The following is a 22,748-nucleotide window of genomic DNA, read 5'->3' as shown; positions in this document are numbered from 1 at the left end:
TCAACGCTTCGCTTGGTTGTCATAGTTGTCTGCTTCGCGTTGTCTTAATTTTCTGCGCTTTGCGCTGGAGAACCCTTAAAACCCCAACAACCCGACAACCAAGACTACTTTGACAACAATGACAACCTGAGACCTTGACAACCCGACAACCTGAGAACTTGACAACCATTGCAACCACGACAACAACGACAACCCATCAACCATGATAACCATCCCTTTCAACAAACCATACATGACTGGCAATGAACTGAAGTATATTCAGGAAGCGGTTAATTTGGGCAAGATTTCGGGGAATGGGGAGTTTACGAGACGATGTCATTCCTTTTTTGAGCAGCGGTATGGGTTTCACAAGTGTTTATTGACTACCTCTTGCACAGATGCCCTAGAGATGGCTGCGATCTTGCTGAATATTCAAGCAGGGGATGAGGTGATTATGCCAAGTTATACTTTCGTATCTACAGCGAATGCCTTTGTATTAAGAGGAGCAAAGATTGTATTTGTGGATAGCCGGTCAGATCATCCCAATATGGATGAAACCTTGATAGAGGATTTGATAACACCTAAAACGAAAGCAATCGTAGTCGTTCATTATGCAGGGAAAGCTTGCGAGATGGATACCATCATGGACATCGCTGAGCGGAATGGATTATGGGTGGTGGAAGATGCCGCACAGGCTATCGATAGTTATTATAAAGACCAACCTTTAGGAGGCATAGGACATTTGGGATGCTTTAGTTTTCATGAAACCAAAAATATCCAATGCGGAGAAGGAGGGATGCTTGTGATCAATGATTCCCAATTCGCAAAGCGCGCAGAGATCATCTGGGAAAAGGGAACCGATAGGGCCGCTTTTTTCCGGGGAGAAGTGGATAAATATGGTTGGGTGGATGTGGGGAGTAGTTTTCTGCCATCTGAGGTAACCGCTTCTTTTTTGTGGGCACAGTTGGAGAATTTGAATGCCATCCAAGCTAAAAGAAAAGCCATTTGGCAAGACTATCATCACTACTTCGCTGGCCAAGCTTCAAGCCGGCAAGTGCTGTCTAATTTATACTTGCAGCAGTTCAGTAAAGTACTACAGCAAGCCCGGCTCACAGACAATTACCAGGTTTGCCCAGAAGACAGTTCTCCCAATGCACACATCTTCTACTTGATCTTCGAGCAACTGTCCTATAGAACAGCTTTTATAAACCAAATGAAAACAGCAGGCATCCTCACTGTTTTTCATTATCAATCCTTACATCGCAGTGACTTTATTCAAAAATACCAAGGTAAAAACAAACAACCACTCCCACACACAGAACACTATTCGGATAGCCTAGTAAGGTTGCCTTTGTTTTTCGAAATGGAGTAAGTCATGACAATGTTTAACGTTTAATGCATTCTCCATTGTGATGTAATCATAGCTTTGCTATAAATAGGTTTTTCGAACAACCTAGGATTCTCAAAACGACCAAAATCACGACAACAATGTCAACTCGACAACCTTTAAATTCCTTCATTACATTAATATTTCTAGCATTACTCAATGACTTTTAAAAAATACATTCCACAGAATTGGTTTGAAAAATTAAGGAAACTCTACTGGAATAGTTTTGACTTCATTGCTTTTCAGTCTTTTTCAGGAGAAGGAGAGGACATGATCCTGAGGAAACTATTTTTTTATCAAAGCACTGGTTTTTATGTAGATGTAGGAGCATATCATCCTAAAAAATCCTCTAACACTTACCATTTTTACAAAAAAGGATGGTCGGGAATCAATATAGACGCCATGCCAGGAAGCATGAAGCTATTCCAGCAACAGAGAAAAAGAGATATCAATCTTGAGATTCCAATTGGTGAAGATGGGGAACAACTAAACTTCTATATTTTTAAAGACCAAGCCTTGAATGGGTTTGAAAATGAAAGACTGAAATCTAAAGATCAGTCTAAGCCTCAAAATAAGTTAATACAGGTGATACCCATGAAGACAGCTTCCTTGACTTCTATTTTAAACCAGTTCCTTCCAGTCGGTCAAGAAATAGATTTCTTGGATATCGATGTAGAAGGTGGTGAAGCAGCGGTTCTGCATGGATTGGATTTCAATAAGTATAGACCTAAAGTAATTCTCTTAGAATTGCTTGATACTGAATTACAAGATTTAAATAATCAGCCTTTAGCTCAGTACCTCTTTGAAAAAGGATACAATATCAAAGCGAAGACGGTGAATACATTTATTTTTGAATCAATCCAAAATGCCAGAAAAAAATGAATTTGATTTAAAGTCGAAACTGCCAAAAGCAGGTTTGATTGATTTTGAATTCAAAGACGGAAAGTTCTTTCATAACAAGAAAGACTATGCATTCTTTGCCATTTGGAGGGACTCTTTTCCTTTTTTGGAAGAAATAAGAGTCTATTTAAATGATAATTTTGAAGTATTATCCGAAACAAAAATCATTTGGTCAGAAGATAATTTGCATGATAATGCAGCAAGACTATATGAAGCCCCTATATATTCAAACATAAAAAAATCTAAGCGAAGATCTGGTCATTTAGCTAAAATTGGCAGCAATGAATTTATTGCCTTTGTAGTTTTAGATTTGTACCCTGATTATGGCTATGAAGTTTCCGTTTCCAAAAACATAGAACTTAGTAATAGGAATGTAATCAAAGCCAAATATCAATTTAGAGATTGGGTTAAAAATCAAGGAGGACCTTCGTATGCAATACATTCCACTAACAACATTCAGGAATTTTGCTTTCAAGCTCCATTAGTTTTTGGATATCAATTACTCAAAAAGATAATTGGGAAAGAAAAATTAATACCATCAGAGTTAAACAAGGATTTAGAGGGAGCGGTAGGATGGGACTCTTATCTTGATTTGTTCAATATGCTTAACTTAGGAGCGGATTATTTGATTTTAAGGAATTTTGAGTCGCTTCCTGATGAAAACCCTGAAGCTGATTTAGATTTGTTGACTGATAATTATCAACGATTGGCCTCATTGATTGGAATGGAGCAAAGTCCTACAAAACCTTACAAGGGGGTTATAATAGTAGCAGGAGAAGAAGTCAAGATTGATATTCGATTCTTAGGGGATGAATATTTCCCTGCTAAATGGCAACAATCAATGCTTTCAAATAAAATCTTCAATGGCCTTTTGTTCCATCCAAGGTATGATGATTATTTCTTCTCACTTCTATATCATTGTAAAATCCATAAATTTCAAGTAAAACCTACTTACAATGTAAAGTTATCAAACTTGGCAAGGCAACTGCAATTAACTTGGTTCACTCCAAGCCAACTTGACGATGATTACAATATGGGTAAGATATTAGCTGGATATTTTAAAAGCCATCAATTAATTTATCAAAACCCAATTGATGATGCTGTTGGGAAAAATAGATCAATGATTCCATACCTGCCTCAATCAAAAGATAGAGTGCCTCAAGAGAAAATAAAAATGAAAGTCAAAAGGAAGCTAATCGCAATACTTCCCAAAAACATCATTTCTTTATTGCAAAAGATAAAAGGAAAATTTTGAGTGAAATCATATATACTGGGAGCATAGTCCAAGGAAGGGGTATTGGAAAATCGGTGATTGAAAAGTATCAATCTCGTTTCGAAAAGGAGGGTCTTGAATTCTACCCAGGCACTTTGAATATCATTTTAAAACATCCTGTTTATCTTGATTTGAAGCAAGCTGATTTTAGTTTTGATGATACCTGGTATTTATTTCAAGCCAAAGTCAATAACTATCCCTGCTACCTATTGCGGTTCCCAAAGTGCCCAGACCATATTTTAGAAGTTGTAGCAGATACAAGATTGAAGTCTAGAATTGAATTTGAAAATGAGCATGGAGTAAAAGTGGATATTTCTGGCAATTATTTTTTAAAAGCTACCTTAAAGCCTAATATATTCTGGAGATTATTTTGGTGGAAGAGAGAATCATGGTTTTATAAGGGCAATCGCTATCAATTCCTAGTAGGAAAGCTGCTAGATTTCAATAAGAAAGTAAAGAACTTATTGATGAATAAATCATGACAAGAATTTTAGTGACAGGCGGAGCAGATTTTCTTGGTTCGCACCTTTGTAAGCAATTGATTGAAGTAGGGCATGAGGTCCATTGTATAGATAATTATTTTTATTTAAGAGGAAAGTATTTATGAAAGCAAGACTAAGTTTAAAAAATCAGTCACTAATTTTTATTTCATTAACAGGATTTATAACTGTAATTGTATTGTTATTTTTATGCTATCACTCTTATAATTTCGCTGACGATTTTTATCATATGAACACCTTTAAATATGGAGGTTTAAAAGATTTTTTAAATAATTTAAAAATCTATTATCATATACACGATGGTAGAGCTTATTCTTTTCAAATAGCTTTTGCTTGGCTTATGACAGGTGTTTTTCCATCAAAAGTTGTGACTTTTTTCTGGTTACTTTGCTTTATAATTAATCTTATTATTCTTTATAAATTAATTATATCTCCAAAAAGAAAATTAGGTAAAATAGATTTTTCATTTATTGGATTAATGTTACTTTTTGGGTGGATAGGAATGAAAAATCACATTGGTTATAATATTTATTGGGCCACTGGTGGGTATATGATGCTTACAGGGTTTATATTAAGTTTGTCACTATACATCTTAAACAAAAATGAATATTTTCAAGATCTTTCTGTTTTAAAAAAAATAGTCTATGCTTTTATATTTTTTTCTTTAGGAATGTCTGCTCAAAACCTTTCTTTTGCAATGGCGATTATCTTATTTCTATTTTTAATCCTTTCACTACTCTACAAATCAAAGATATTTATAACTTACTTTTACTATTCTTTGATGTTTGCAATAGGATTTATTATAGTTATGATAGCGCCAGGAACTTGGCAAAGAATGGGTGAAGAGAATACAAGTTTTGCCTTCGCTTCAATTTTCAACAATTATTTTGAGATTTTATTTTTCTATGTATTTGTGAACAAGGTTTTAGTTTTTTTTGGACTTGTTACTGCATTTATTGTTTTACAATTTAGAGATGTTGACATTATCCATGTCAAGAAATTATTTTATATATTTTTATTAGCTAGTTTTTTGGTAATTATTCCATTTAGTTTGATGCCATCAATGTCTTTTGTGAAAAGAGCTGGTTATTTTTATTCTTATTTCGCTTTTGGGGTTAGTATCTCTGGTGGGATACTTTTTATCAATACTTTAGCCAATTTTAAATTCTTGAAAGAAATATTTATTTCTCTTACTTTAATATCTTTTTTGTATGGTTATATGAATTTATGGATTCAAGTTCCTTTATTTATGGACTTAAGTAAGCAAATAAAGGAAAGATCGAAAACTGTTTATAGTTTGAGGAGTAAAGGAATTTTAAATATTACATTACCTCCTATTAAAGTAGATGATAGATTGTTTACTGGTAGATTAATTGAATTGACTTCTGATTCAAATTTTTTAGATAATACCAGATTCTCAAAGTTTCATGAAGTTGAAAAGGTTTGGATTAGAACAGATAATGACTAAATCAATTATAAAAGTAAGTAACATCTCCAAACGCTACCGCCTTGGCTTAAAAGAAAAACAAGCCGATACGCTTATAGGCCAACTGACCAATATCATTAAGTCTCCTTATGAGAATTATAAGCGCTTGCTTCAACTCAGTAAGTTTAGTGAAGACGCGCCATCCCATTCGGGAGGCAGGGATGACTCAGTTTTCTGGGCTCTTAAAGACATAAACTTTGAAGTACAGCAAGGAGAAGTATTGGGAATTATCGGTAAAAATGGGGCGGGTAAATCTACCTTACTCAAAATCCTCTCCCAAATAACCGAACCTACCTCAGGAAAAATTGAGATCCATGGTAGAGTGGCTTCCTTGCTTGAAGTAGGAACAGGTTTCCATCCTGAGCTCTCAGGTCGTGAAAATATCTATATGAATGGAACCATTCTCGGGATGACAAGACGAGAGATCGATCACAAATTGGATGAAATCATCGACTTCTCAGGCGTAGAGAAATTCATCGATACACCGGTCAAGTTCTATTCTTCAGGCATGAAAGTTCGACTGGGTTTTTCAGTAGCTGCCCACTTGGATCCTGAGATCTTAATCATCGATGAAGTCCTAGCCGTTGGAGACTATGAATTCCAGCAGAAGTGTTTGGGTAAGATGGAGGATGTGAGTAAGAATCAGGGGAGGACAGTGTTGTTTGTGAGTCATAATTTAGATACTATTAAAGCATTATGTAATTCTTCAATTTTATTAAATAGTGGAAAAGTAAATTATATAGGGAAAACCCAATTTGCTCTTGAAGAATATTTAGGACAAGATGAATTAAGAAACTCGGTATCATTTGATATAGACCTTTCTAAACCAAATATTTATAAAATTCAAATAGAAATACAAAAAAATGTTTTGCGATTCTTTTTTCATTTTGAAAGTCCTTTTGAATTAAAGAATCCTTGCATTGGTATTGTACTCTATAATCAATCCGGCTCTCCAATACTTGGTTCAAATGCAAGATACCACTCCTCCATATTTAACAAAAAAATATTGAAAACTGGTGTTATTGAAGGAGTATTACGTAATCCAGAACTTCACACAGGGATATACAAATTGTCTGCTTGGTTAGGTGATGATAAAGTTGATTATGATGTTAAATACAATGCGGTAGTATTTGAATATGTTTCTAACAAAGCTTATACACAAAAACCAGATCCGTTAACAATTGGATCTATAGATAAATTTATAGAGTGGAATTATAAATAATAAACAAGTGGCTCAAGATAAATATATTCATCAAGAAACAGTTCATAATACTATTGCTGCAGAGATAATCGTTCCTAAAATAATGAATTTATTAAAACCGAAATCAGTATTAGATGTAGGTTGCGGAATAGGAACTTGGCTCAATGTTTTTTCAAAACAAGGGGTCAAAGAGTTTTTAGGGTTAGATGGTGATTATGTGGATAAGGAGTTACTTTACAAATATATTAATCCAAGTCAATTTAAATCTATTGATTTGGAAAAACCTTTTAACTTAAAGAAGGAATTTGATTTAGTGATATCTTTAGAGGTTGCGGAACACTTGAAAGAATCTTCTGCTGATATTTTTATTGAAAGTATTAGTAAGCATTCAAATAATATTATTTTTTCAGCTGCTATTCCATGGCAAGGTGGTCAAAACCATTTGAACGAACAATGGCCAAATTATTGGGAAGCAAAATTTAAAAAATTTGGATTTAAAATTTTTGATTTAATTAGACCAGAAATTTGGAATAACGAAAAAATTGAATTTTGGTATAAGCAAAATATTTTTTTGTTTTCTAAAAATAATTTTTCTGAGGTATCGAATCCTTGCCTGCCATTAATTCATCCTGATTTATACAAAATCAAAAACAATGAAATTGAAAAGCTAAAAAATGAATTAAAAAAAATTAGGGAGGGTGTTATTACTTATAGTGAATTACTTAAAATATTAAAAAGAAAATTATCTAAATGAAAGGGTTTTCTATATTGATATGTTGTTACAACAGTAAAGAAAGAATAAAACCTACTTTAGAACACCTGGTAAATCTAAAGATTCCTGAAAGTTATGGCTTTGAAGTTATTATAATTGATAACAATTCTAATGATGGGACAAGTTTATTTGTTAAAGACTGTGCAAAAAAAATAGGTTTGGAAAATCGATTAAGAATAGTTATTGAAGACAAACCAGGTCTATCATATGCTAGAATTTGTGGAATTAAAAATGCTGTATTTAACTATTTGGTTTTTTGTGATGATGATAACTGGTTATTCGAAAATTATCTTGAGAAAGTTGCAGAAAATTTTGAAAATAATCAATGTGTTATAGTAGGAGGTTTAGGATTTCCTGTTTCATCAATAGAATTTCCCAAATGGTTTATTGATGTTGATGGTTGGGGATATGCAGTAGGATCGGAAGGTAGATCCAAAGGGCCAAATCAAATGATTCATGGTGCAGGAATGGCCTTAAAGAAAAATTTTGCGCTAAAGTATGCAACTTTGAAGGGCTCCTTCCTTTTGTCAGATAGAAAAGGTAAGTCTTTAACATCTGGTGGTGATGCAGAGTTATGCTTAATAGCCGGACTCGATTCAGTTTTTTATGATAATGAAATGAAATTTCATCATTTTTTACCACACAATAGACTAACAAAAGAATATTACCTCAAACTAAATTATGGATTTGGGTTCAGTTCATCAACATTAATATTTTATAAATTATATAAATATGAAAGTAACTGGTTAGCATTTAAAATTTATGTTAGCAGCATTGTTAGGGATTTTCGAACTATTATTTTTTTAAAAAATCGCAATTTTGAAAATAGCATCAAAAAACAATTTTTAAAAGGTTCGATTCTAGGGAAATTTTTGAATCTACTAATTTTTTTTAAGCTTAGAAAAATGGTTATTAAGAATTTAAATGTATGATCCCCAAAATCATCCACTACTGTTGGTTTGGTCCCGCTAAGCTTTCAGCTTTAGAATTGAGGTGCATAGCTTCATGGAAAAAGCACTGTCCTGATTATCAATTCAAACTGTGGAATGAAGAGAACTTTGATATCAATTATTGTGGGTTTACTAGGGAGGCATATAGGTTAGGAAAGTATGCCTTTGTCTCTGATGTGGCTAGACTATATGCTTTGCAGCAGGAGGGAGGAGTATATTTGGATACAGATATGTTATTGTTGAAGCCATTACCCCAGCGCTTTTTAGATAATTCATATTTCATAGGAAAGGAGACTGGCTTTTCTTTGAGTGCTGGAATTATAGGAGCTATAGCACAAAGCAAAGCTATTGAAACCATTTTAGATTATTATTCAAAATTAATCTTTACAAACAATCCGCCTTTAATTCCAGAAGTTCTTAATGCTAATTTAAACCAAGTATCTAATGAAGAACTTCAAGATAGTTTAGTCTTAGGCAATGAATATTTTTATCCCTTACCATATAAATTGAGAAAATTTCATTGGAAGAAGTTTGTTAAAAAAGAAACAATCGGAGTTCATCTTTGGAATGCATCTTGGCAAAACAAGGCAGAATATAGTCATATAGATAAGCTTAAGTATTTTATATCGAAATATTATGTTCCTCAATCTTTTTTGAAATATGCTAAAGATGTCTGAAAAAGTTATATTTAGCATTATCATTCCATGCTACAATCAAAGCCATTTCTTAGAAGATGTATTAAATTCTATTTTAGATCAAGAATACGAAAATTTTGAAGTACTCATCATTAATGATGGAAGCACAGACAATACCAAAGAAATTGCAACTGGGTATTCAAAAAAAGATCCTCATGTTAAGCTTTTTAACCAAAAGAATCAAGGACTTTCAGCAGCTAGAAATACAGGGTTAAAAAATGCATCAGGAAAGTTCATCGTATTTTTAGATGCCGACGATTGGTTAGAAAGAGATTTTTTTGAGACTTATTCAAATGCAATTACCTTATTCCCTGAGTTTGATTTGTACAGATGTGGTTATTCATATTGGTCAGCTGACAGACAGAAAAAGTATCATACACACCTACCGACTAAGGATGGTTTAATCTATCCCAATGTTGTCACCCAAAATATTGGAGCATGCCATTCCATTTTAATTAGAAAATCCCTAGCAGATCAATTGGGCGAATTTGATACTACACTCAAAAGTTGTGAGGATTGGGATTATTGGATTAGAGCAGGTAAAGTAGGGGCCAAGATCAAATCTATTCCTCAAGATTTAGTTGGATATCGGTATATCACAGATAGCATGAGCAGAAATGCTAAAGTGATGTATTTTGCATTGTCAGAAGTGACGCAAAGAGCTGTAAGGATGGATCGTCGAATAGCCACAGAAACTGACTCAAACATAGATTTGAATTGGAATATTGCACCATTGGTCAAAATACATTTTATAAAATGTCTAGGTGTACTATTGCATCAGGGTAAAATTGAAGAAGCATTTATTTGGTACCAAGAGGAAAAAACCAAATGGCTTTGGAGGTTTGAATTGCGTGATTTTGTTGATTTCAATTCTCAATTGACTTTTCGTTATTTCCTTCAGCCCGAACAAATTCAACAACTCTCCAAAGAAGTAATTCCAAATGTCAAAGTATTTTTTACTAAGCTTGACTACTCAGAAAAGGAACAAGAAAAATTAATCCGATTGATTTTTGAGCCTCAAATAAAAAAATACAACCATTTGAAATATGGTAGATTCCTAGGGGCATGTTTAAATAAGATTCGGTTTTGAATAAAATCCCCATACTTTATATTTCCCAATCTGGGCCATATCCACCAAATGATGGCAAAAAACAACGCTCACTTGCTTTGCTCAAAGCACTTGAACAAAACTATCAAGTAGATTACTTAATCATAGATCATGACTCTGATTATCACATAGCTCTCCAAAATAATAAGAACCCAAATACAAGATTTTTGAAAATTCATACGACAAAATCTTTGTTAAAAACTTTATTTAAGAAAATCGGTCTGATCTTTCTGCAAGACAAAGGAGTAAGGCAATACATACATCAACTATATCTTGAAAACAACTATCAATTTGTCTTTAGCAGATATATTCATCCAGTTTGCTTTATTCCTGCTGACTTGAAGATTATAGCGGATATTGACGATGACTTCTTAGAACTCTACAGATCCAGAATTAGCCAAGCACAATCAGCCTATAGAATATTTAGACTGGTTCAAATATTGTTTCTAAATAAGTGCAGCTATCAAAAGTTAAAAGCAAAAGTAGACTTACCCATATTGGTCAAAAAAGAAAAGGGATTCCTGAATTATTTGATGCTACCGAATTTACCTTTCCAGCTTTTATTGAATAGCTCAATCCAATTTGTACCTTTTACCAACCCAAGCTTATTATTTGTAGGAAAGCTTACCTACGAGCCGAATCTGCATGGCATCCAATGGTTTATCAAAAATGTCTATCCTAGCTTATTGGAAAAGTTCCCAAACTTACCAATGACGCTTGTATCTCCTATTGATATTCAAGATCAGGAATTAGAGCAAATGATGAACAATCATCCTGCTATCAAAAAGTTGGTAGATGTGCCAAATATACAATCTACTTATCATACCCATTCCGTCGTCATAGCACCCATTTTCCAAGGGGCTGGTTCAAATCTAAAAGTAATAGAAGCATTGCTAATGGGAAGACCTGTTGTGACAACAAGTTTTGGAACAAAGGGAGTTGAAATAGAAATAGATGCCATCAAAGTTGCAAACGAGACCAAAACATTTTCAGCAGCATTATTGGATTTATTGCAATCCAATAACCTTAGCGAATTTCAAAAGCTTATTTTCGAAAACTCCAAGAAAAAATACACTTTTGAAAATTGGACTTTAGTCTTGAATTCAGAATTAACAAAAATATTATAAGTTGACAATTTCGATCATAATACCTTTTTACAATGCTACCAAAACCCTTGAACGAGCATTAGTCTCTGTTATTCGTCAAACAATAGATTATGAATTAATTTTAGTAAATGATGGAAGTGAAGATGATTTTAATTCAGTTTTAAAAAAGTTTGCAGGTCAATACATACTTATATCACAAGAGAACAAAGGTGTTTCAGTTGCAAGAAATTTAGGCGCTAGCATTGCAAAAGGAGAGTATTTACTTTTTTTAGATGCAGATGATGAATTGGTGGAAGATACTCTCTTTAATTTTTATACTGCTATAAAAGATTATACAGATATACTTATTTTCTTAGCTGGATTTATGAAAGTGAATCAAGGAATTGAAATTGAGTATTACACGAAAGCGCACGAATATAATCCCCCACTTGCTGGCACCTACGTAATTAAAAAAGAAGTTTTTGATAAAGTTGGTGGATTTGATGAGAATTTAAATTTTTCTGAAAACACTGAGTTATTTTTTCGATTAGATTATATCCAAGCTTCAAAAAAACTACTTCCTTTTTTGAGTTTAAAATATCATGAATCAACCAATGGAGGTAGTAAAAACCAACAAAACAAGATTGATTCTTTGATTTACATACTCAATAAACATGATAGTTATCTTAGCAATCATGTCAAGCGATTATTCAATCAAATTATAGGAGTGAGTTATTTAAGATTAGGTGATTACATTTCTGCTAGAAACTATTTGAAAAAAGCTTATTTACTTTCTAAATCCCAAATTATAACTTTGGGAAGGTTGGTTTTAGCTTACTTACCTTTCATTGCAAAAAGGCTATACCCAATAGTTAATGGAAAATAAATTTTTTGCAGGCTTTATAATCACTTACAATCGAGCAGAGATTTTAAAAAATACGATTGAAAAGGTTTTTGAACAAAGTCTTGCTCCTCAAAAACTATGGATCATTGACAATAGCGAAGACACAGAAACGGAACAGCTGATAAAATCTTTTGAAAACTTTCCTTTGGTTTATTTTCGGATGGATTATAATGCAGGTCCTGCTGGGGCTGCAGCCAAAGGCTTGGAATTGGTAGCAAACGAAGACTATGATTGGATTTATTGGGGGGATGATAATGATCCTCCTGTTCACTCCGATACTTTTCAAAACATCTTCAAAACACTCGAATATGCTTCAGACCTGGACAATATTGGGCAACTAGGGTTAATTGGACATTTGTTTGATGGAACAAAAGGGGTGATAAAAAGAATTGATGATCCAACGCTTTGTGACTCCTCCTTTGTTTTTGTTGATACAATTGCTGGAGGCCAATTTAAAATAATCAATAAAGCAGTGGTAAATAGGGGGATTTTACCCGCAAGTTTTCTTTTTTATGGTCAAGAGGAATTGGAGTTTGACCTAAGATTAAAAAAGCATGGATTTAAGTCTATAGTTAATTCAGAATTGTTTTACCAAACCCGAAAACTTTATAACAGGAATAATATAAAAACTAAAGTGTACGAAAATCTTAATGAAAATCAGCTTTTCAAGCAATATTATTCTACCCGGAACTTGTTGTATATTTTGAAAAGTAATAAGTATTACCTAGGGTTTCTTAATTTTTTATTTAAATCCATAGCAAAACTGTTCATAGGTTTTAGATTTGGAATTTCTTATGGTATATTGAATTTCAAATATGTGGGATTAGGGATAATAGATTTCTTTAGAGGAAGTTACGGACAGTTGAAAAATGAATGATAAACCTTTTTTTTCAATCATACTTCCGGTTTTTAATCGACTAGATAAAATACCCTTAGCCATTAAAAGTGTTTTGAACCAAAGCTTTAAAGATTGGGAATTGTTAATTGTTGATGATCAATCTTGGGATGGGACGTTTGAATATCTCCGGGAGCTATCCTATGATCAAATTAAAATTTTCAGGACAGCGAAAAATTCAGGTCCTGCATCCGCCAGAAATTTGGGAATTGACCGTTCAAGAGGTACTTATATAGTTTTTTTGGATAGCGATGATCAATACCACCCAGACTTTTTATCGAAAATGATTGCTTTGATAAAAGGAGCTAACCCGGATACAAAATTTTATTGGTCTGGTTATAGGTTTGTTTTTAAAGATAAGGTTGTTGAAAAATTCTGGAAACCTCCAATTATTCATTCAACCTACCAGACATTTCTTCGGAATTTACACACAGGAACAAATTCTGGATTAATAATTTCAAAGGAGATTTTATTGGATGTAGGCGGTTTTGATGAAAGCCTTTTAGCTGGAGAAGATACCGATTTGTTACTTAGGTTATCTCAAAAAGGTACATTTGATATGTGTCCAGAATATTTGATTGATATTTACGTTGAACATGATGACAGATTGTCAAAGGACTTCTCAAAAATTGCTAAAGCCTACAATAAAATTATTCCAAAGCACATTAAAACGATTAAGTCTAGTAAGATTCTAATGAAAAAGTTTTTTTACAAATTGATGTGGCTAAATTATCATTTGGGGGACAAAAAAGAGGCAAGAAAATATTTTAAACTTCAACTTCATCAAAAAGTTTTAACACTCAAATCTGTAATGATATTCATTATTTTTGAGCTATTTGGTAAAGAGTTTGGCAAGCAAATCCATCTAAAATTAGCTTCAATTAAAGAATGAAATGAATTTTCACTCTTGGTAAGAATCAATGAATTTTACAAGCCGAATATCTTTTGTGTTTCCAATAGTTTAACTTACCAAAATTCTCTTGTTTTAAAATAAAATGGAATTCATGAATTTTTGGACATTAAAGGCAGATCAAACACGGTATTCGAAACGATTTTTCAAGGCATTTTCGAATCCTTGCTTCAGGGTGATTTTCTGGATAAGAATCTGTCAAGCTACTTCCAAATGGAATCCCCTAGGTTTTTTTGTCCGGATTTTTTCCAAGTGGGCCCAGGTGCGCTATGGCATACAGATTCCCCATGTGACACAAATAGGTCCAGGATTATTTATCGGACATTTTGGGGGAATAGTGGTAAGTTCTGAGGCGACGATTGGGGCCAATTGTAATATAGCCCAAGGGGTGACCATTGGAAGGATCAATCAAGGCCCTAGAAAGGGTGCCCCTCAAATAGGGGATAAGGTATGGATAGGTCCCAATGCAGTAATCGTAGGAAATGTGAAAATTGGAAACAATGCCATGATTGCCCCTTTGGCATTTGTGAATATAGATGTGCCTAACAATTGTTTGGCCATTGGGAATCCTGCTAAGATTATTGAAGGAAAAACTTCTGAAGATTACATTAATTTCTTTGAATAAAAGAGTCCTTTTTTTAATCGACACACTCCAAACAGGCGGTGCAGAAAAGAGCTTACTTGAAATCACCAGCAGGTTTCAAAATTTCAAGCCCATATTCCTAACCATCTATCAGGGAGATCATGCCTTAGAAGCTACCTATCAGCAAGTAGGATTGGAAGTACTCCACTTGAATTTTCCTAAAGGAATGGACTATAAAGAAATACTTCCTAACTTAAGAGCATTTGTTTCAGCTCTACAACCTGCCTTGATTCATGCCTCACTTTTTCATTCCGAGATGCTTTCTAGAAAATTGAATCTAGATATTCCCATCATCAATAGCCTCGTAAACAATTCTTACCATCCCAGAAGATACCAAACACTAACGTGGAAAGGGAAACTGGCTTTATTGCGTGTTTACCTGCTGGATCGAATCACAAAAAACAAAGTGGACCTCTTTATTGCCAACTCTACCTATATGGCAAAAGTCCATCAAAAGTCATTAAAAATAGCCCCAGATAAGCTCAAGGTGATCCATCGAGGGAGAGATTCCAAGATATTTGAGAATCCTGATCATAAAAAATTAAAGCAAATACGAAATCAAGTTCCTAACCCTGAAACCAAAATCTTTCTGAACATAGGACGCCTCATAGCCCGCAAAGGCCAAGAAGAACTAATACTGGCATTTGATCAACTTTTAAAATCACAAAATAATTTTTCGCAAACATATAACCTTTGGTTTGTAGGTAAAGGAGATCAACAAGACCACTTACAAAACTTAGCACAAAGCCTTAAATTACAAGATCAGGTGATTTTCTTGGGAGATAGAAAAGACATCCCCGAACTATTGGCAGCAGCAGACTATTTCGTTTTTCCTTCCCATTATGAAGGTTTGCCCGGAGCATTGATCGAAGCCATGATGGCCAAAGTCCCCATCATCGCCTCCGACATCCCCGAAAACAAAGAATGTCTCAGCTCCGATATGGCACTTTTCCACCAAGTCCGCAACCCCAATGACCTTGCCAAACAGCTACAAGCAGCCCTAACCGCCCAAGATTGGCCCAAGAGAACATCCCTTGCCCATGCCTTTGCCTGTGAACATTTTGATATCGAGAAAATCGCCCAGTCCTACGAAGAAACTTACGCGCAGTTGATTAGGGGATGAAGTGAATAGTTGATGGAGTTATTGCTTGATTAGTAATGTCGCGTTCTGCATGAGCTGTTGTCATGGTTCTCTGCTCACTGCGTTTGCTGTTGTCATAGTTATCCGCTTCGCTGTTGTCCTGGTTGTCCGTTCACTGCGTCCACTGTTGCCATGGTTCTCCGCTTCGCAGTTGTCATAGTTATCCGCTTCGCAGTTGTCGTGAATCAGTTTATTGTAAATTTCATTAACAAACCCGACAACCCTTCCAATATCACCAACATTCCAACCATTTCAACAACCCGACAACCACGACAACCACGACAACCACGATAACTCGACAACCCTGACAACTAAGACAACAACGAGAACCCTCCCACCATCCCCTTGAAAATCCTCCAACTCATCCAAAAACCCCAACGCCGTGGTGCTGAAATATTTGCTGCTCAACTTGCTACCAATCTGCAAGCAATTGGTCATCAGGTGCTATTGGTAAGTATTTTTGAAGGAGAGGCAGATCTTCCTTTTTCTGGTGAATGTATACAGTTAAAAAGACCAATTAAGAGAAGACTATATGATTGGTCTGGATGGAGAGATTTAACGAAAATCATAAAAGACTTCCAGCCAGACATCGTCCAAGCCAATGCAGCAGATACCTTAAAGTTTGCAGTTTTCTCTAAACTATTTTTTCGATGGAAAACTCCAATTGTTTACAGAAATGCCAATCAGATGGGGGATTTTATTCGAAATAGTTTTCATCATGTATTTAATCAATTTTTGTTAAATCGAATTCAAGGAATTGCATCTGTTTCGCGAGCATCTTTACGGGATCTGAATCGAACTTTTAAAACGCCAACTATTCCTCATCAAGTAATCCCGATCGGAATAGATTTACAAGAACTACAAGATAAGCTAAATCAATCGGTAGATGTTAAATTGAAAAAGCCATTTTTACTGCAATTAGGTGGCTTAGTTCCTGAAAAATCCCCAATCGGTATGTTGGAGATCGTACATACACTACAAGATACTTCTTTCGATTTGGTTTTTATGGGAAATGGACCCTTAAAAGCAGCCTTGGAATTGAAAGCTCAAGAGTTAAACCTCGCTGATAGGATTCATTTTTTACCCAATCAACCCAATCCCTTTCCAATACTAACCCAAGCCAAGGCTGTGGTTATGCCCTCCAAAATCGAAGGTCTCCCAGCAGTCATCCTTGAAGCCATGGCCCTTCAAATCCCAGTCATCGCCTATGGAGTAGGAGGGATCCCCGAAGTTTTAAACGAACAAACAGGCTACTGCATACCTCCCGGAGATTCTCAAGCCTTTGTACAAGCCATCCACGCCTGCCTCTATTCCGACAATACCTCCAAACTCAACAACGCCCAGAAATTGGTCTTAGAAAATTATACCTTAGCCAAAGTGGCCAAGCAATTCGAAGATTTCTACAGGGAATTGCTCTCACGGAAGCCGCTGAATGCGCGGAAATAAGAGGAATGGATATTGGTTGATATTTGATAGTAGGATATTGATGGAGAGAAATTTTGGTACTTAGACAAACTGAAATAAATTGAAATAATGTGGAAATATGCTGCGCGAAATAAGGTGGAAATAATATAGAAATATGCTGAGCGAAATAATGTAGAAATAAATTGAAATATGCTGCGCGAAATAAAGTTGAACTATTTTTTGATATCCGTGTAAAAACTTGATTGGTTTCACCTCTCCTTATATCTTATAAAAAGCTTTTTCTGTGCATTTTGTGCTTTCTGCGAGCACCTTTTCTTTGAGATTACTTTTCCGTGGATTCCGCGCTTTCTGCGAGCCGCTTTCTTTCAGTTTCGACGATCCGATTATAAATCTCCCCCCGTTTTTTAATCCGTTGTGTTTTTTGCCAGTCCAAAAATGCCACAATCACAAAGAGCATGTAAAACATGATTTGGGATTTTTGACGGATGATAATTCCCAAGTTTGACATGATGTAGGTCATGGAAATGGAGATGGAGAAAAATACAATTCCCGACATCTTGACCATGGCGGGGGCCTGCTTGATAAACTTGATAAAATCCTTATGGAATATTTTACTGAACATGTAGATATATAGCAGATTTTCCATGGATACAATAATTCCCAAAACATTGGGGGAGTCAATAAATAAAGGCCTAAACCAAAAAGTAAACAGCTTCATAGGCAAGCTATAATTCCCCATATCTACCGCCGAACCGGCATTTTGTAAGCGTTGTACATTGAGCGCTGATTCTTCTTCAAAGCTCTGCAACAAGTTATTGGGGTCATAGCCTAAATACAAGATGATTTTTTCATAGAACAACACCGATAATACAATCCCTGCAAGAGCGGTCAAATACTTTTGATACAAGGGTACTTTTTCTCGCCCTAATACATACCCCACTGCCATTCCAATCAACAAAGCAAAAAAGATATGTGGACGTATCATATAAACCAAAAATCCACCAATAACTAATTGAGGAATACGCTTACCTGGTAAAGATAATCCATACGTCATCAGGCCCAATCCTCCAAAAATAATCGCTCCTTTACCCAACGAGGCGGTCCAAAAATGCATATTGGGCAAAAACATAAAAATGGTTATCGCATCCCAACCTTCAAATTTGGGATTAAATCGAAGATTCTCTTTAAAAAAACAGTAAAAATAGATAAATCCTATAAAACCTATCCAAGTACTAAAAAACATGACCATTTCATAATTGAATTGAAGATAGTTGACTAAGGGGTAAGCCAGCCACTCTACAAATTCAGTTCCTGCATGAAAAGCATCGAACCAATTTTGGTACCCACTTTTTGCATTCAAAAAATATAAAACGGAATCTGATCGATTGAATAGCGTATACGTGTAATACACCAAGCCAAAAAACATATGGTACCAGAACATCTGATTCAGGAGCCCTGCCTTGAGATAAGGATGTCTTTTCTGCAGGCCATTCATAATCGGCTGCGAAATCCCAAAGAGCACAAGAATTAAAAATATGGCACCAAACATAAAGGAAAGGTAATTAGAAATTAGGAATTAGGAATGAGGAATTGGAAAAATTAGTGAATAGTTGTTAAGCAAGTTGTCTTGGATGTCGGGATATTACCCCCAGCCCCTAAAGGGGAGCATATTTCGTTTTCAACTTTCATGCAGTCTTCAATAAAAATTGAACTTACACATCCCTTTTTTACCCAAATCGCCAGTGATACTCATTCCTCCCCTCGAGGGGAGGCTAGGAGGGGTACTTACCCCCAACCCCTATAGGGAAGCATATTCCGTTTTCAACTTTCACTTAGTCTTCAATAAAATTTGAACCTATGAATTTCATTTTTACTCAAATCGTATTTGTTACTCGTTCCTCCCCTCGAGGGGAGGCCAGGAGGGGTACTTCCCCCCAACCCCTAAAGGGGAGCCTATTGCAATTTCAACTTTCATTTAGTCTTCAATAAAAGTTGAACTTACATATCTCATTTTTACCCAAATCGCCGGTGATACCTTTCCCTCCCCTAGAGGGGAGGCCAGGAGGGGTACTTCTCCCCAACCCCTATAGGGAAACATATTCCTTTTTCAACTTTCACTTAGTCTTCAATAAAAGTTGAACTTACATATCTCATTTTTACCAAAATCGCCAGTGATACTCATTCCTCCCCTCGAGGGGAGGCTAGGAGGGGTGAAAAAGAGGTCGTATTTTCAACCCATCATCAATGTCTATTCCTCGAATCCCTACTTGGTACTTTGTACTTCGTTCTTGGTACAAATCACCAATTTCCCGCTTCTCAAATCTACACCTAAATTTGTCTTGTTTCTTGATTCTAGCGTCTTGATTCTATACCTTCGTCTTACATTTCTACCTGCATCACAACAGTGTCTAAAAAAATAAAAGTTTTACATTTGATCAAATCCTTGGGCCGGGGTGGGGCTGAGAAGCTGATTCCTGAAACAGCTAAACTGCATGACCAATATAGATTTGAATTTCACTGTATCTACTTTTTTCATCAACCAGATTACATTATAGACGAGTTGGAGGATGCTGGAATACGGGTGCATTTGATCCCTTCCGGGAATCTGAGCCTGTTTTTTCAAGTCAAAAAAATTCGTCAGTATATACTAGACTACGGGATCAATATTATACATTCCCATCTGCCTTGGGCGGGTATTTTAGGTCGATTAGTAGGCAGCAAGCTGGAAATCCCTATTGTTTATACCGAGCATAATACCTGGGATCGCTACAATAAATTTTCCTATTGGGGTAATAGATTGACCTTTAAAAAACAGGATGTAGCCATTGCCGTGTCCAACGAGGTGGCATTGTCTATGGAGCTAAATCTCCTCTTTGATCCAGTTAAACCAAATGCCCGGTTGCAGATCAAAACCATCCCCAATGGAGTGAATATCCATCTATTTCAACGAAACAAAGAAGCTGGAATAAGCATCAGAAAGGCAGCTGATATTCCTTTGGATGCTTTCGTAATTGGGAAGGTTGCCGTTTTCCGGGATCAAAAACGCCTATGGCTTTGGATTGCTGTAGCCTTGGAAATTATTCAGCAAGCACCCCAAACCCATTTTTTATTGGTAGGGGATGGGGATTGGCGAGACCGGATTGTTGACCTGATCGAAAATTCTGGTAAATCCTCTCATTTTCATATGGTAGGAGTACAAAAGCAAGTGGTGCCGTACCTTTCATGCATGGACTTGTACATGAGCTCATCTGAGTTTGAAGGTTTACCAGTAGCCATGTTAGAAGGCATGTCCTGCGGTTTACCGGTAGTAGCCACCAATGCAGGAGGAATTGCTGAGGTAGTGCAAGATGGGGTAGAAGGGTATTTGTGTGCAGTTGAAAACTGGCAGGCATTAACTTCCCTTGCCTTACGATTGATCCAAGATGCAGAGCTTCATGCACAAATGGCTTCCGCTGCCCGGCGAAGAGTGGAAGAGGAGTTTTCCATGGAGCGCATGGTACAACAGCTGGAGCGAATTTATGATCAAGTTCTTCAAAAATATGCCTAAACATGGAATTTCGAAGAGCAATAGAAACTGATATCCCTGCTATTGTTGAAGTCTTACGCCAATCCTTGGGAGAAGGTCTGATGCCTAAATCCGAGGAATTATGGACATGGAAACACCTAGCAAATCCTTTCGGGCCATCTCCGGTACTCTTGGCATGCGAATCGGAAAGAATCGTGGGTGTCCGTGCTTTTATGCCCTGGCAATGGCGCTTGGAGCAACAAACGTATCAGGCTGTTCGGGCTGTGGATACGGCTGTACTGCCTGCCTATCAAGGAAAAGGGATTTTTAGTCGATTGACAGCTCAGTTGGTACAGGAATGTACCGATTCGAAGGTTGATTTTATTTTCAATACCCCAAATAAACAATCCATGCCCGGTTATTTAAAGTTGGGATGGGAACACGTAGGACGAATTCCTGTGTCGCTGCAGCTACAACTAAATGTTCGGAAAAAAGATGGTTCAATAGCATCCGATTGGAAATTGCTTCATTCCATGGATTTTTCTGAACTCCCTGATACTTCCTATTGGACTACCCCTAGTAAGGCTAACTATTTTTCTTGGCGTTATGAACATTGTCCCATCGCACAGTATGAGTGTATCAGCGATGGCAAACAGTATTGGTGCATTTATCGCATGAAAAAACAGGCTGGTTTGCGGGAATTTCGTATTGTAGAATTGGGTATTCCTGCTTCTTCCGGAGCTGCTGAGGAGTTGAAAAATCAATTGAAACAGGCCATAAGCATAGAAGGAGCACAACTCTTGACCGCATCTCAAATGCATGGGAAAACTTTACAAGCTATTGGATGGGGGAGCTTTTTCCAAATCAAAGGTCCTCAATTGACGGTCAGGAAGCTTTCCTCTACACTCCCAAAACAATTGAATCAGATTCAATCATGGTCCCAGTGTCTAGGAGCATTGGAAGTTTTTTAAGGAGTTTTAATTGAGTGTGTTTGAACAAAATTATGTGATTCTATCAAGCTTTCCATGGAATGAGACTCCATACCGTAGGATTCCTGCAATTTTTGAAAATGTATTAAAATCAGTTTTAAATCATGTAAACAGGCTTGAGGATAGTCCCCGAAATTATGGGGGTGCCACCATAAATGATACATTTGACCTGTTTTGGCTGCATGAGTCATTTCCTGTTTAATTCTTTGTAATCGAAGCTTATTGATCAGGCTGTTGTTTGGTGAATAGGGCCTCCACAAACGAGAGGCCGGAATTACCCAAGGTTCTCCTTCTTTTTGGTACACCTGTGTTGATGGCACCAATGAACCATAACTTATGGGTGCAAAACAATCGATGGTTCGGGATACTTTTTTTAAAAAGGATTCATGCTGGGTTTCCTGCCAGTACCATTGACTAGGATTGCCTCGCACAAAGTCAAAACCTTCCTCCTTACAAATGCTAAAGTACTGTTCGTGAATATGGTTACGAGGAAATACCAAGGAGCGCATGCGAATACCAAATTTATCTTGGGCTATTAGCTGTGCTGCTTGCAGGTCTTTTCTGAATTGAGCGGGAGTTTGCCCACGCATGAGCGTATAATAATGGGCAAAAGTATGACTGCCCAATTCCTGTCCAGGAGTTTTCAGGATCTGCTGTATCAATTCAGGTGCAAAGTGAAGGTCCTTATCCAAGCCATGTTTGGCGGCCCACTCGTAGGCAGAAAAGCCTGAATTTCGGTAGGATGGTTTGAAGGCAGGTTGGTACTGCTTCCATTCCTCTTCATTAGCTGCAAATAGCATACCCACTGTTGCCCATGTTGCTTGTATGCCGAATGCTTCAAAGAGTTCCAGGATATTAGGGATAGCTGCTCGAGTATTTAGAAAATAATCGCGATTGATTTGCGGACCCACTTTATCGAACACTCCCCAGAGCAATTCAAAGTCCAAACTGATCACAAAAGCGCTTTTCTGATTCATGGGGGAAAGTTAAAAAAATATAC

The 22,748-nt window shown here is 36.1% G+C and carries 22 protein-coding genes; 20 read left to right on the top strand and 2 right to left on the bottom strand.

Features of this window, described 5'->3' with window-relative positions:
- The first annotated feature begins 202 nt into the window (after positions 1 to 202).
- The 18 genes from rffA (at position 203) to IPZ59_RS15260 (ending at position 17,275) form a co-directional block, all read left to right on the top strand.
- The gene (rffA, locus tag IPZ59_RS15345; protein WP_236136924.1) at positions 203 to 1,351 is read left to right on the top strand and encodes a dTDP-4-amino-4,6-dideoxygalactose transaminase; all 1,149 of its coding nucleotides are present in this window, start codon (positions 203 to 205) and stop codon (positions 1,349 to 1,351) included.
- Positions 1,352 to 1,525: 174 nt separating this feature from the next.
- Positions 1,526 to 2,248, top strand: a complete 723-nt coding sequence (locus tag IPZ59_RS15340) for an FkbM family methyltransferase (RefSeq protein WP_236136923.1) — start codon at positions 1,526 to 1,528, stop codon at positions 2,246 to 2,248.
- On the top strand, positions 2,232 to 3,521 hold the full coding sequence (locus tag IPZ59_RS15335) for a hypothetical protein (RefSeq protein WP_236136922.1): 1,290 nt from the start codon (positions 2,232 to 2,234) through the stop codon (positions 3,519 to 3,521). The genes IPZ59_RS15340 and IPZ59_RS15335 overlap by 17 nt, the downstream gene beginning before the upstream one ends.
- The gene (locus IPZ59_RS15330; protein ID WP_236136921.1) at positions 3,518 to 4,021 is read left to right on the top strand and encodes a CTP-dependent riboflavin kinase; all 504 of its coding nucleotides are present in this window, start codon (positions 3,518 to 3,520) and stop codon (positions 4,019 to 4,021) included. Before IPZ59_RS15335 ends, IPZ59_RS15330 begins: the two co-directional genes overlap by 4 nt.
- Positions 4,018 to 4,146: an NAD-dependent epimerase/dehydratase family protein gene (locus tag IPZ59_RS15325; protein WP_317208015.1), complete on the top strand. Its 129-nt coding sequence runs from the start codon at positions 4,018 to 4,020 to the stop codon at positions 4,144 to 4,146. The genes IPZ59_RS15330 and IPZ59_RS15325 overlap by 4 nt, the downstream gene beginning before the upstream one ends.
- Positions 4,143 to 5,507 (top strand): DUF6056 family protein, encoded by a 1,365-nt coding sequence (locus IPZ59_RS15320; protein ID WP_236136920.1) that lies wholly within the window; start codon positions 4,143 to 4,145, stop codon positions 5,505 to 5,507. Before IPZ59_RS15325 ends, IPZ59_RS15320 begins: the two co-directional genes overlap by 4 nt.
- Positions 5,500 to 6,747: an ABC transporter ATP-binding protein gene (locus IPZ59_RS15315; protein WP_236136919.1), complete on the top strand. Its 1,248-nt coding sequence runs from the start codon at positions 5,500 to 5,502 to the stop codon at positions 6,745 to 6,747. Before IPZ59_RS15320 ends, IPZ59_RS15315 begins: the two co-directional genes overlap by 8 nt.
- A gap of 7 nt (positions 6,748 to 6,754) precedes the next feature.
- Positions 6,755 to 7,480, top strand: coding sequence for a methyltransferase domain-containing protein (locus IPZ59_RS15310; protein WP_236136918.1), 726 nt, complete (start codon positions 6,755 to 6,757; stop codon positions 7,478 to 7,480).
- Positions 7,477 to 8,430: a glycosyltransferase gene (locus IPZ59_RS15305; protein ID WP_236136917.1), complete on the top strand. Its 954-nt coding sequence runs from the start codon at positions 7,477 to 7,479 to the stop codon at positions 8,428 to 8,430. Before IPZ59_RS15310 ends, IPZ59_RS15305 begins: the two co-directional genes overlap by 4 nt.
- Positions 8,427 to 9,125 carry a glycosyltransferase gene (locus IPZ59_RS15300; RefSeq protein WP_236136916.1) on the top strand — a complete coding sequence of 233 codons (699 nt, stop codon included), beginning with the start codon at positions 8,427 to 8,429 and terminating at the stop codon, positions 9,123 to 9,125. Before IPZ59_RS15305 ends, IPZ59_RS15300 begins: the two co-directional genes overlap by 4 nt.
- Positions 9,118 to 10,233: a glycosyltransferase family 2 protein gene (locus IPZ59_RS15295; protein WP_236136915.1), complete on the top strand. Its 1,116-nt coding sequence runs from the start codon at positions 9,118 to 9,120 to the stop codon at positions 10,231 to 10,233. Before IPZ59_RS15300 ends, IPZ59_RS15295 begins: the two co-directional genes overlap by 8 nt.
- Entirely contained in the window at positions 10,230 to 11,378 is a 1,149-nt protein-coding gene (locus tag IPZ59_RS15290) for a glycosyltransferase (protein ID WP_236136914.1), read from the top strand. Before IPZ59_RS15295 ends, IPZ59_RS15290 begins: the two co-directional genes overlap by 4 nt.
- Before the next feature lies 1 nt (position 11,379).
- Positions 11,380 to 12,222: a glycosyltransferase family 2 protein gene (locus IPZ59_RS15285; RefSeq protein ID WP_236136913.1), complete on the top strand. Its 843-nt coding sequence runs from the start codon at positions 11,380 to 11,382 to the stop codon at positions 12,220 to 12,222.
- Positions 12,212 to 13,117: a glycosyltransferase gene (locus IPZ59_RS15280; protein ID WP_236136912.1), complete on the top strand. Its 906-nt coding sequence runs from the start codon at positions 12,212 to 12,214 to the stop codon at positions 13,115 to 13,117. The genes IPZ59_RS15285 and IPZ59_RS15280 overlap by 11 nt, the downstream gene beginning before the upstream one ends.
- Positions 13,110 to 14,027 (top strand): glycosyltransferase family 2 protein, encoded by a 918-nt coding sequence (locus IPZ59_RS15275; RefSeq protein WP_236136911.1) that lies wholly within the window; start codon positions 13,110 to 13,112, stop codon positions 14,025 to 14,027. The genes IPZ59_RS15280 and IPZ59_RS15275 overlap by 8 nt, the downstream gene beginning before the upstream one ends.
- 112 nt (positions 14,028 to 14,139) lie before the next feature.
- Positions 14,140 to 14,670: a serine O-acetyltransferase gene (locus tag IPZ59_RS15270; RefSeq protein WP_236136910.1), complete on the top strand. Its 531-nt coding sequence runs from the start codon at positions 14,140 to 14,142 to the stop codon at positions 14,668 to 14,670.
- Positions 14,663 to 15,811, top strand: a complete 1,149-nt coding sequence (locus tag IPZ59_RS15265) for a glycosyltransferase (RefSeq protein ID WP_236136909.1) — start codon at positions 14,663 to 14,665, stop codon at positions 15,809 to 15,811. The genes IPZ59_RS15270 and IPZ59_RS15265 overlap by 8 nt, the downstream gene beginning before the upstream one ends.
- A gap of 363 nt (positions 15,812 to 16,174) precedes the next feature.
- Positions 16,175 to 17,275 (top strand): glycosyltransferase family 4 protein, encoded by a 1,101-nt coding sequence (locus IPZ59_RS15260; protein ID WP_236136908.1) that lies wholly within the window; start codon positions 16,175 to 16,177, stop codon positions 17,273 to 17,275.
- 301 nt (positions 17,276 to 17,576) lie between these two features.
- Here the strand turns inward: IPZ59_RS15260 and IPZ59_RS15255 are convergent, their stop codons facing one another.
- Positions 17,577 to 18,803, bottom strand: a complete 1,227-nt coding sequence (locus IPZ59_RS15255; protein WP_236136907.1) for a hypothetical protein — start codon at positions 18,801 to 18,803, stop codon at positions 17,577 to 17,579.
- 855 nt (positions 18,804 to 19,658) lie between these two features.
- Here IPZ59_RS15255 and IPZ59_RS15250 point away from each other — a divergent pair.
- Positions 19,659 to 20,801, top strand: a complete 1,143-nt coding sequence (locus IPZ59_RS15250; protein ID WP_236136906.1) for a glycosyltransferase — start codon at positions 19,659 to 19,661, stop codon at positions 20,799 to 20,801.
- Between the two features lie 2 nt (positions 20,802 to 20,803).
- The gene (locus IPZ59_RS15245; protein ID WP_236136905.1) at positions 20,804 to 21,730 is read left to right on the top strand and encodes a GNAT family N-acetyltransferase; all 927 of its coding nucleotides are present in this window, start codon (positions 20,804 to 20,806) and stop codon (positions 21,728 to 21,730) included.
- Here the strand turns inward: IPZ59_RS15245 and IPZ59_RS15240 are convergent.
- Entirely contained in the window at positions 21,727 to 22,725 is a 999-nt protein-coding gene (locus tag IPZ59_RS15240; RefSeq protein ID WP_236136904.1) for a polysaccharide deacetylase family protein, read from the bottom strand. The genes IPZ59_RS15245 and IPZ59_RS15240 overlap by 4 nt on opposite strands.
- Positions 22,726 to 22,748 lie beyond the last annotated feature (23 nt).

Source organism: Mongoliitalea daihaiensis (genome assembly GCF_021596945.1).
GTDB lineage: Bacteria > Bacteroidota > Bacteroidia > Cytophagales > Cyclobacteriaceae > Mongoliitalea > Mongoliitalea daihaiensis.
The sequence above is the reverse complement of the archived record's forward strand: the minus strand, read 5'-3'. Positions and strand labels throughout refer to the sequence as shown.

Excerpts from the sequence above, each read along its gene's own strand:
- rffA (WP_236136924.1), top strand. The coding sequence starts at position 203 with ATGATAACCATCCCTTTCAACAAACCATACATGACTGGCAATGAACTG.
- IPZ59_RS15340 (WP_236136923.1), top strand. The coding sequence starts at position 1,526 with ATGACTTTTAAAAAATACATTCCACAGAATTGGTTTGAAAAATTAAGG.
- IPZ59_RS15335 (WP_236136922.1), top strand. The coding sequence starts at position 2,232 with ATGCCAGAAAAAAATGAATTTGATTTAAAGTCGAAACTGCCAAAAGCA.
- IPZ59_RS15325 (WP_317208015.1), top strand. The coding sequence starts at position 4,018 with ATGACAAGAATTTTAGTGACAGGCGGAGCAGATTTTCTTGGTTCGCAC.
- IPZ59_RS15320 (WP_236136920.1), top strand. The coding sequence starts at position 4,143 with ATGAAAGCAAGACTAAGTTTAAAAAATCAGTCACTAATTTTTATTTCA.
- IPZ59_RS15315 (WP_236136919.1), top strand. The coding sequence starts at position 5,500 with ATGACTAAATCAATTATAAAAGTAAGTAACATCTCCAAACGCTACCGC.
- IPZ59_RS15305 (WP_236136917.1), top strand. The coding sequence starts at position 7,477 with ATGAAAGGGTTTTCTATATTGATATGTTGTTACAACAGTAAAGAAAGA.
- IPZ59_RS15300 (WP_236136916.1), top strand. The coding sequence starts at position 8,427 with ATGATCCCCAAAATCATCCACTACTGTTGGTTTGGTCCCGCTAAGCTT.
- IPZ59_RS15295 (WP_236136915.1), top strand. The coding sequence starts at position 9,118 with ATGTCTGAAAAAGTTATATTTAGCATTATCATTCCATGCTACAATCAA.
- IPZ59_RS15280 (WP_236136912.1), top strand. The coding sequence starts at position 12,212 with ATGGAAAATAAATTTTTTGCAGGCTTTATAATCACTTACAATCGAGCA.
- IPZ59_RS15275 (WP_236136911.1), top strand. The coding sequence starts at position 13,110 with ATGAATGATAAACCTTTTTTTTCAATCATACTTCCGGTTTTTAATCGA.
- IPZ59_RS15270 (WP_236136910.1), top strand. The coding sequence starts at position 14,140 with ATGAATTTTTGGACATTAAAGGCAGATCAAACACGGTATTCGAAACGA.
- IPZ59_RS15255 (WP_236136907.1), bottom strand. The coding sequence starts at position 18,803 with ATGTTTGGTGCCATATTTTTAATTCTTGTGCTCTTTGGGATTTCGCAG.
- IPZ59_RS15245 (WP_236136905.1), top strand. The coding sequence starts at position 20,804 with ATGGAATTTCGAAGAGCAATAGAAACTGATATCCCTGCTATTGTTGAA.
- IPZ59_RS15240 (WP_236136904.1), bottom strand. The coding sequence starts at position 22,725 with ATGAATCAGAAAAGCGCTTTTGTGATCAGTTTGGACTTTGAATTGCTC.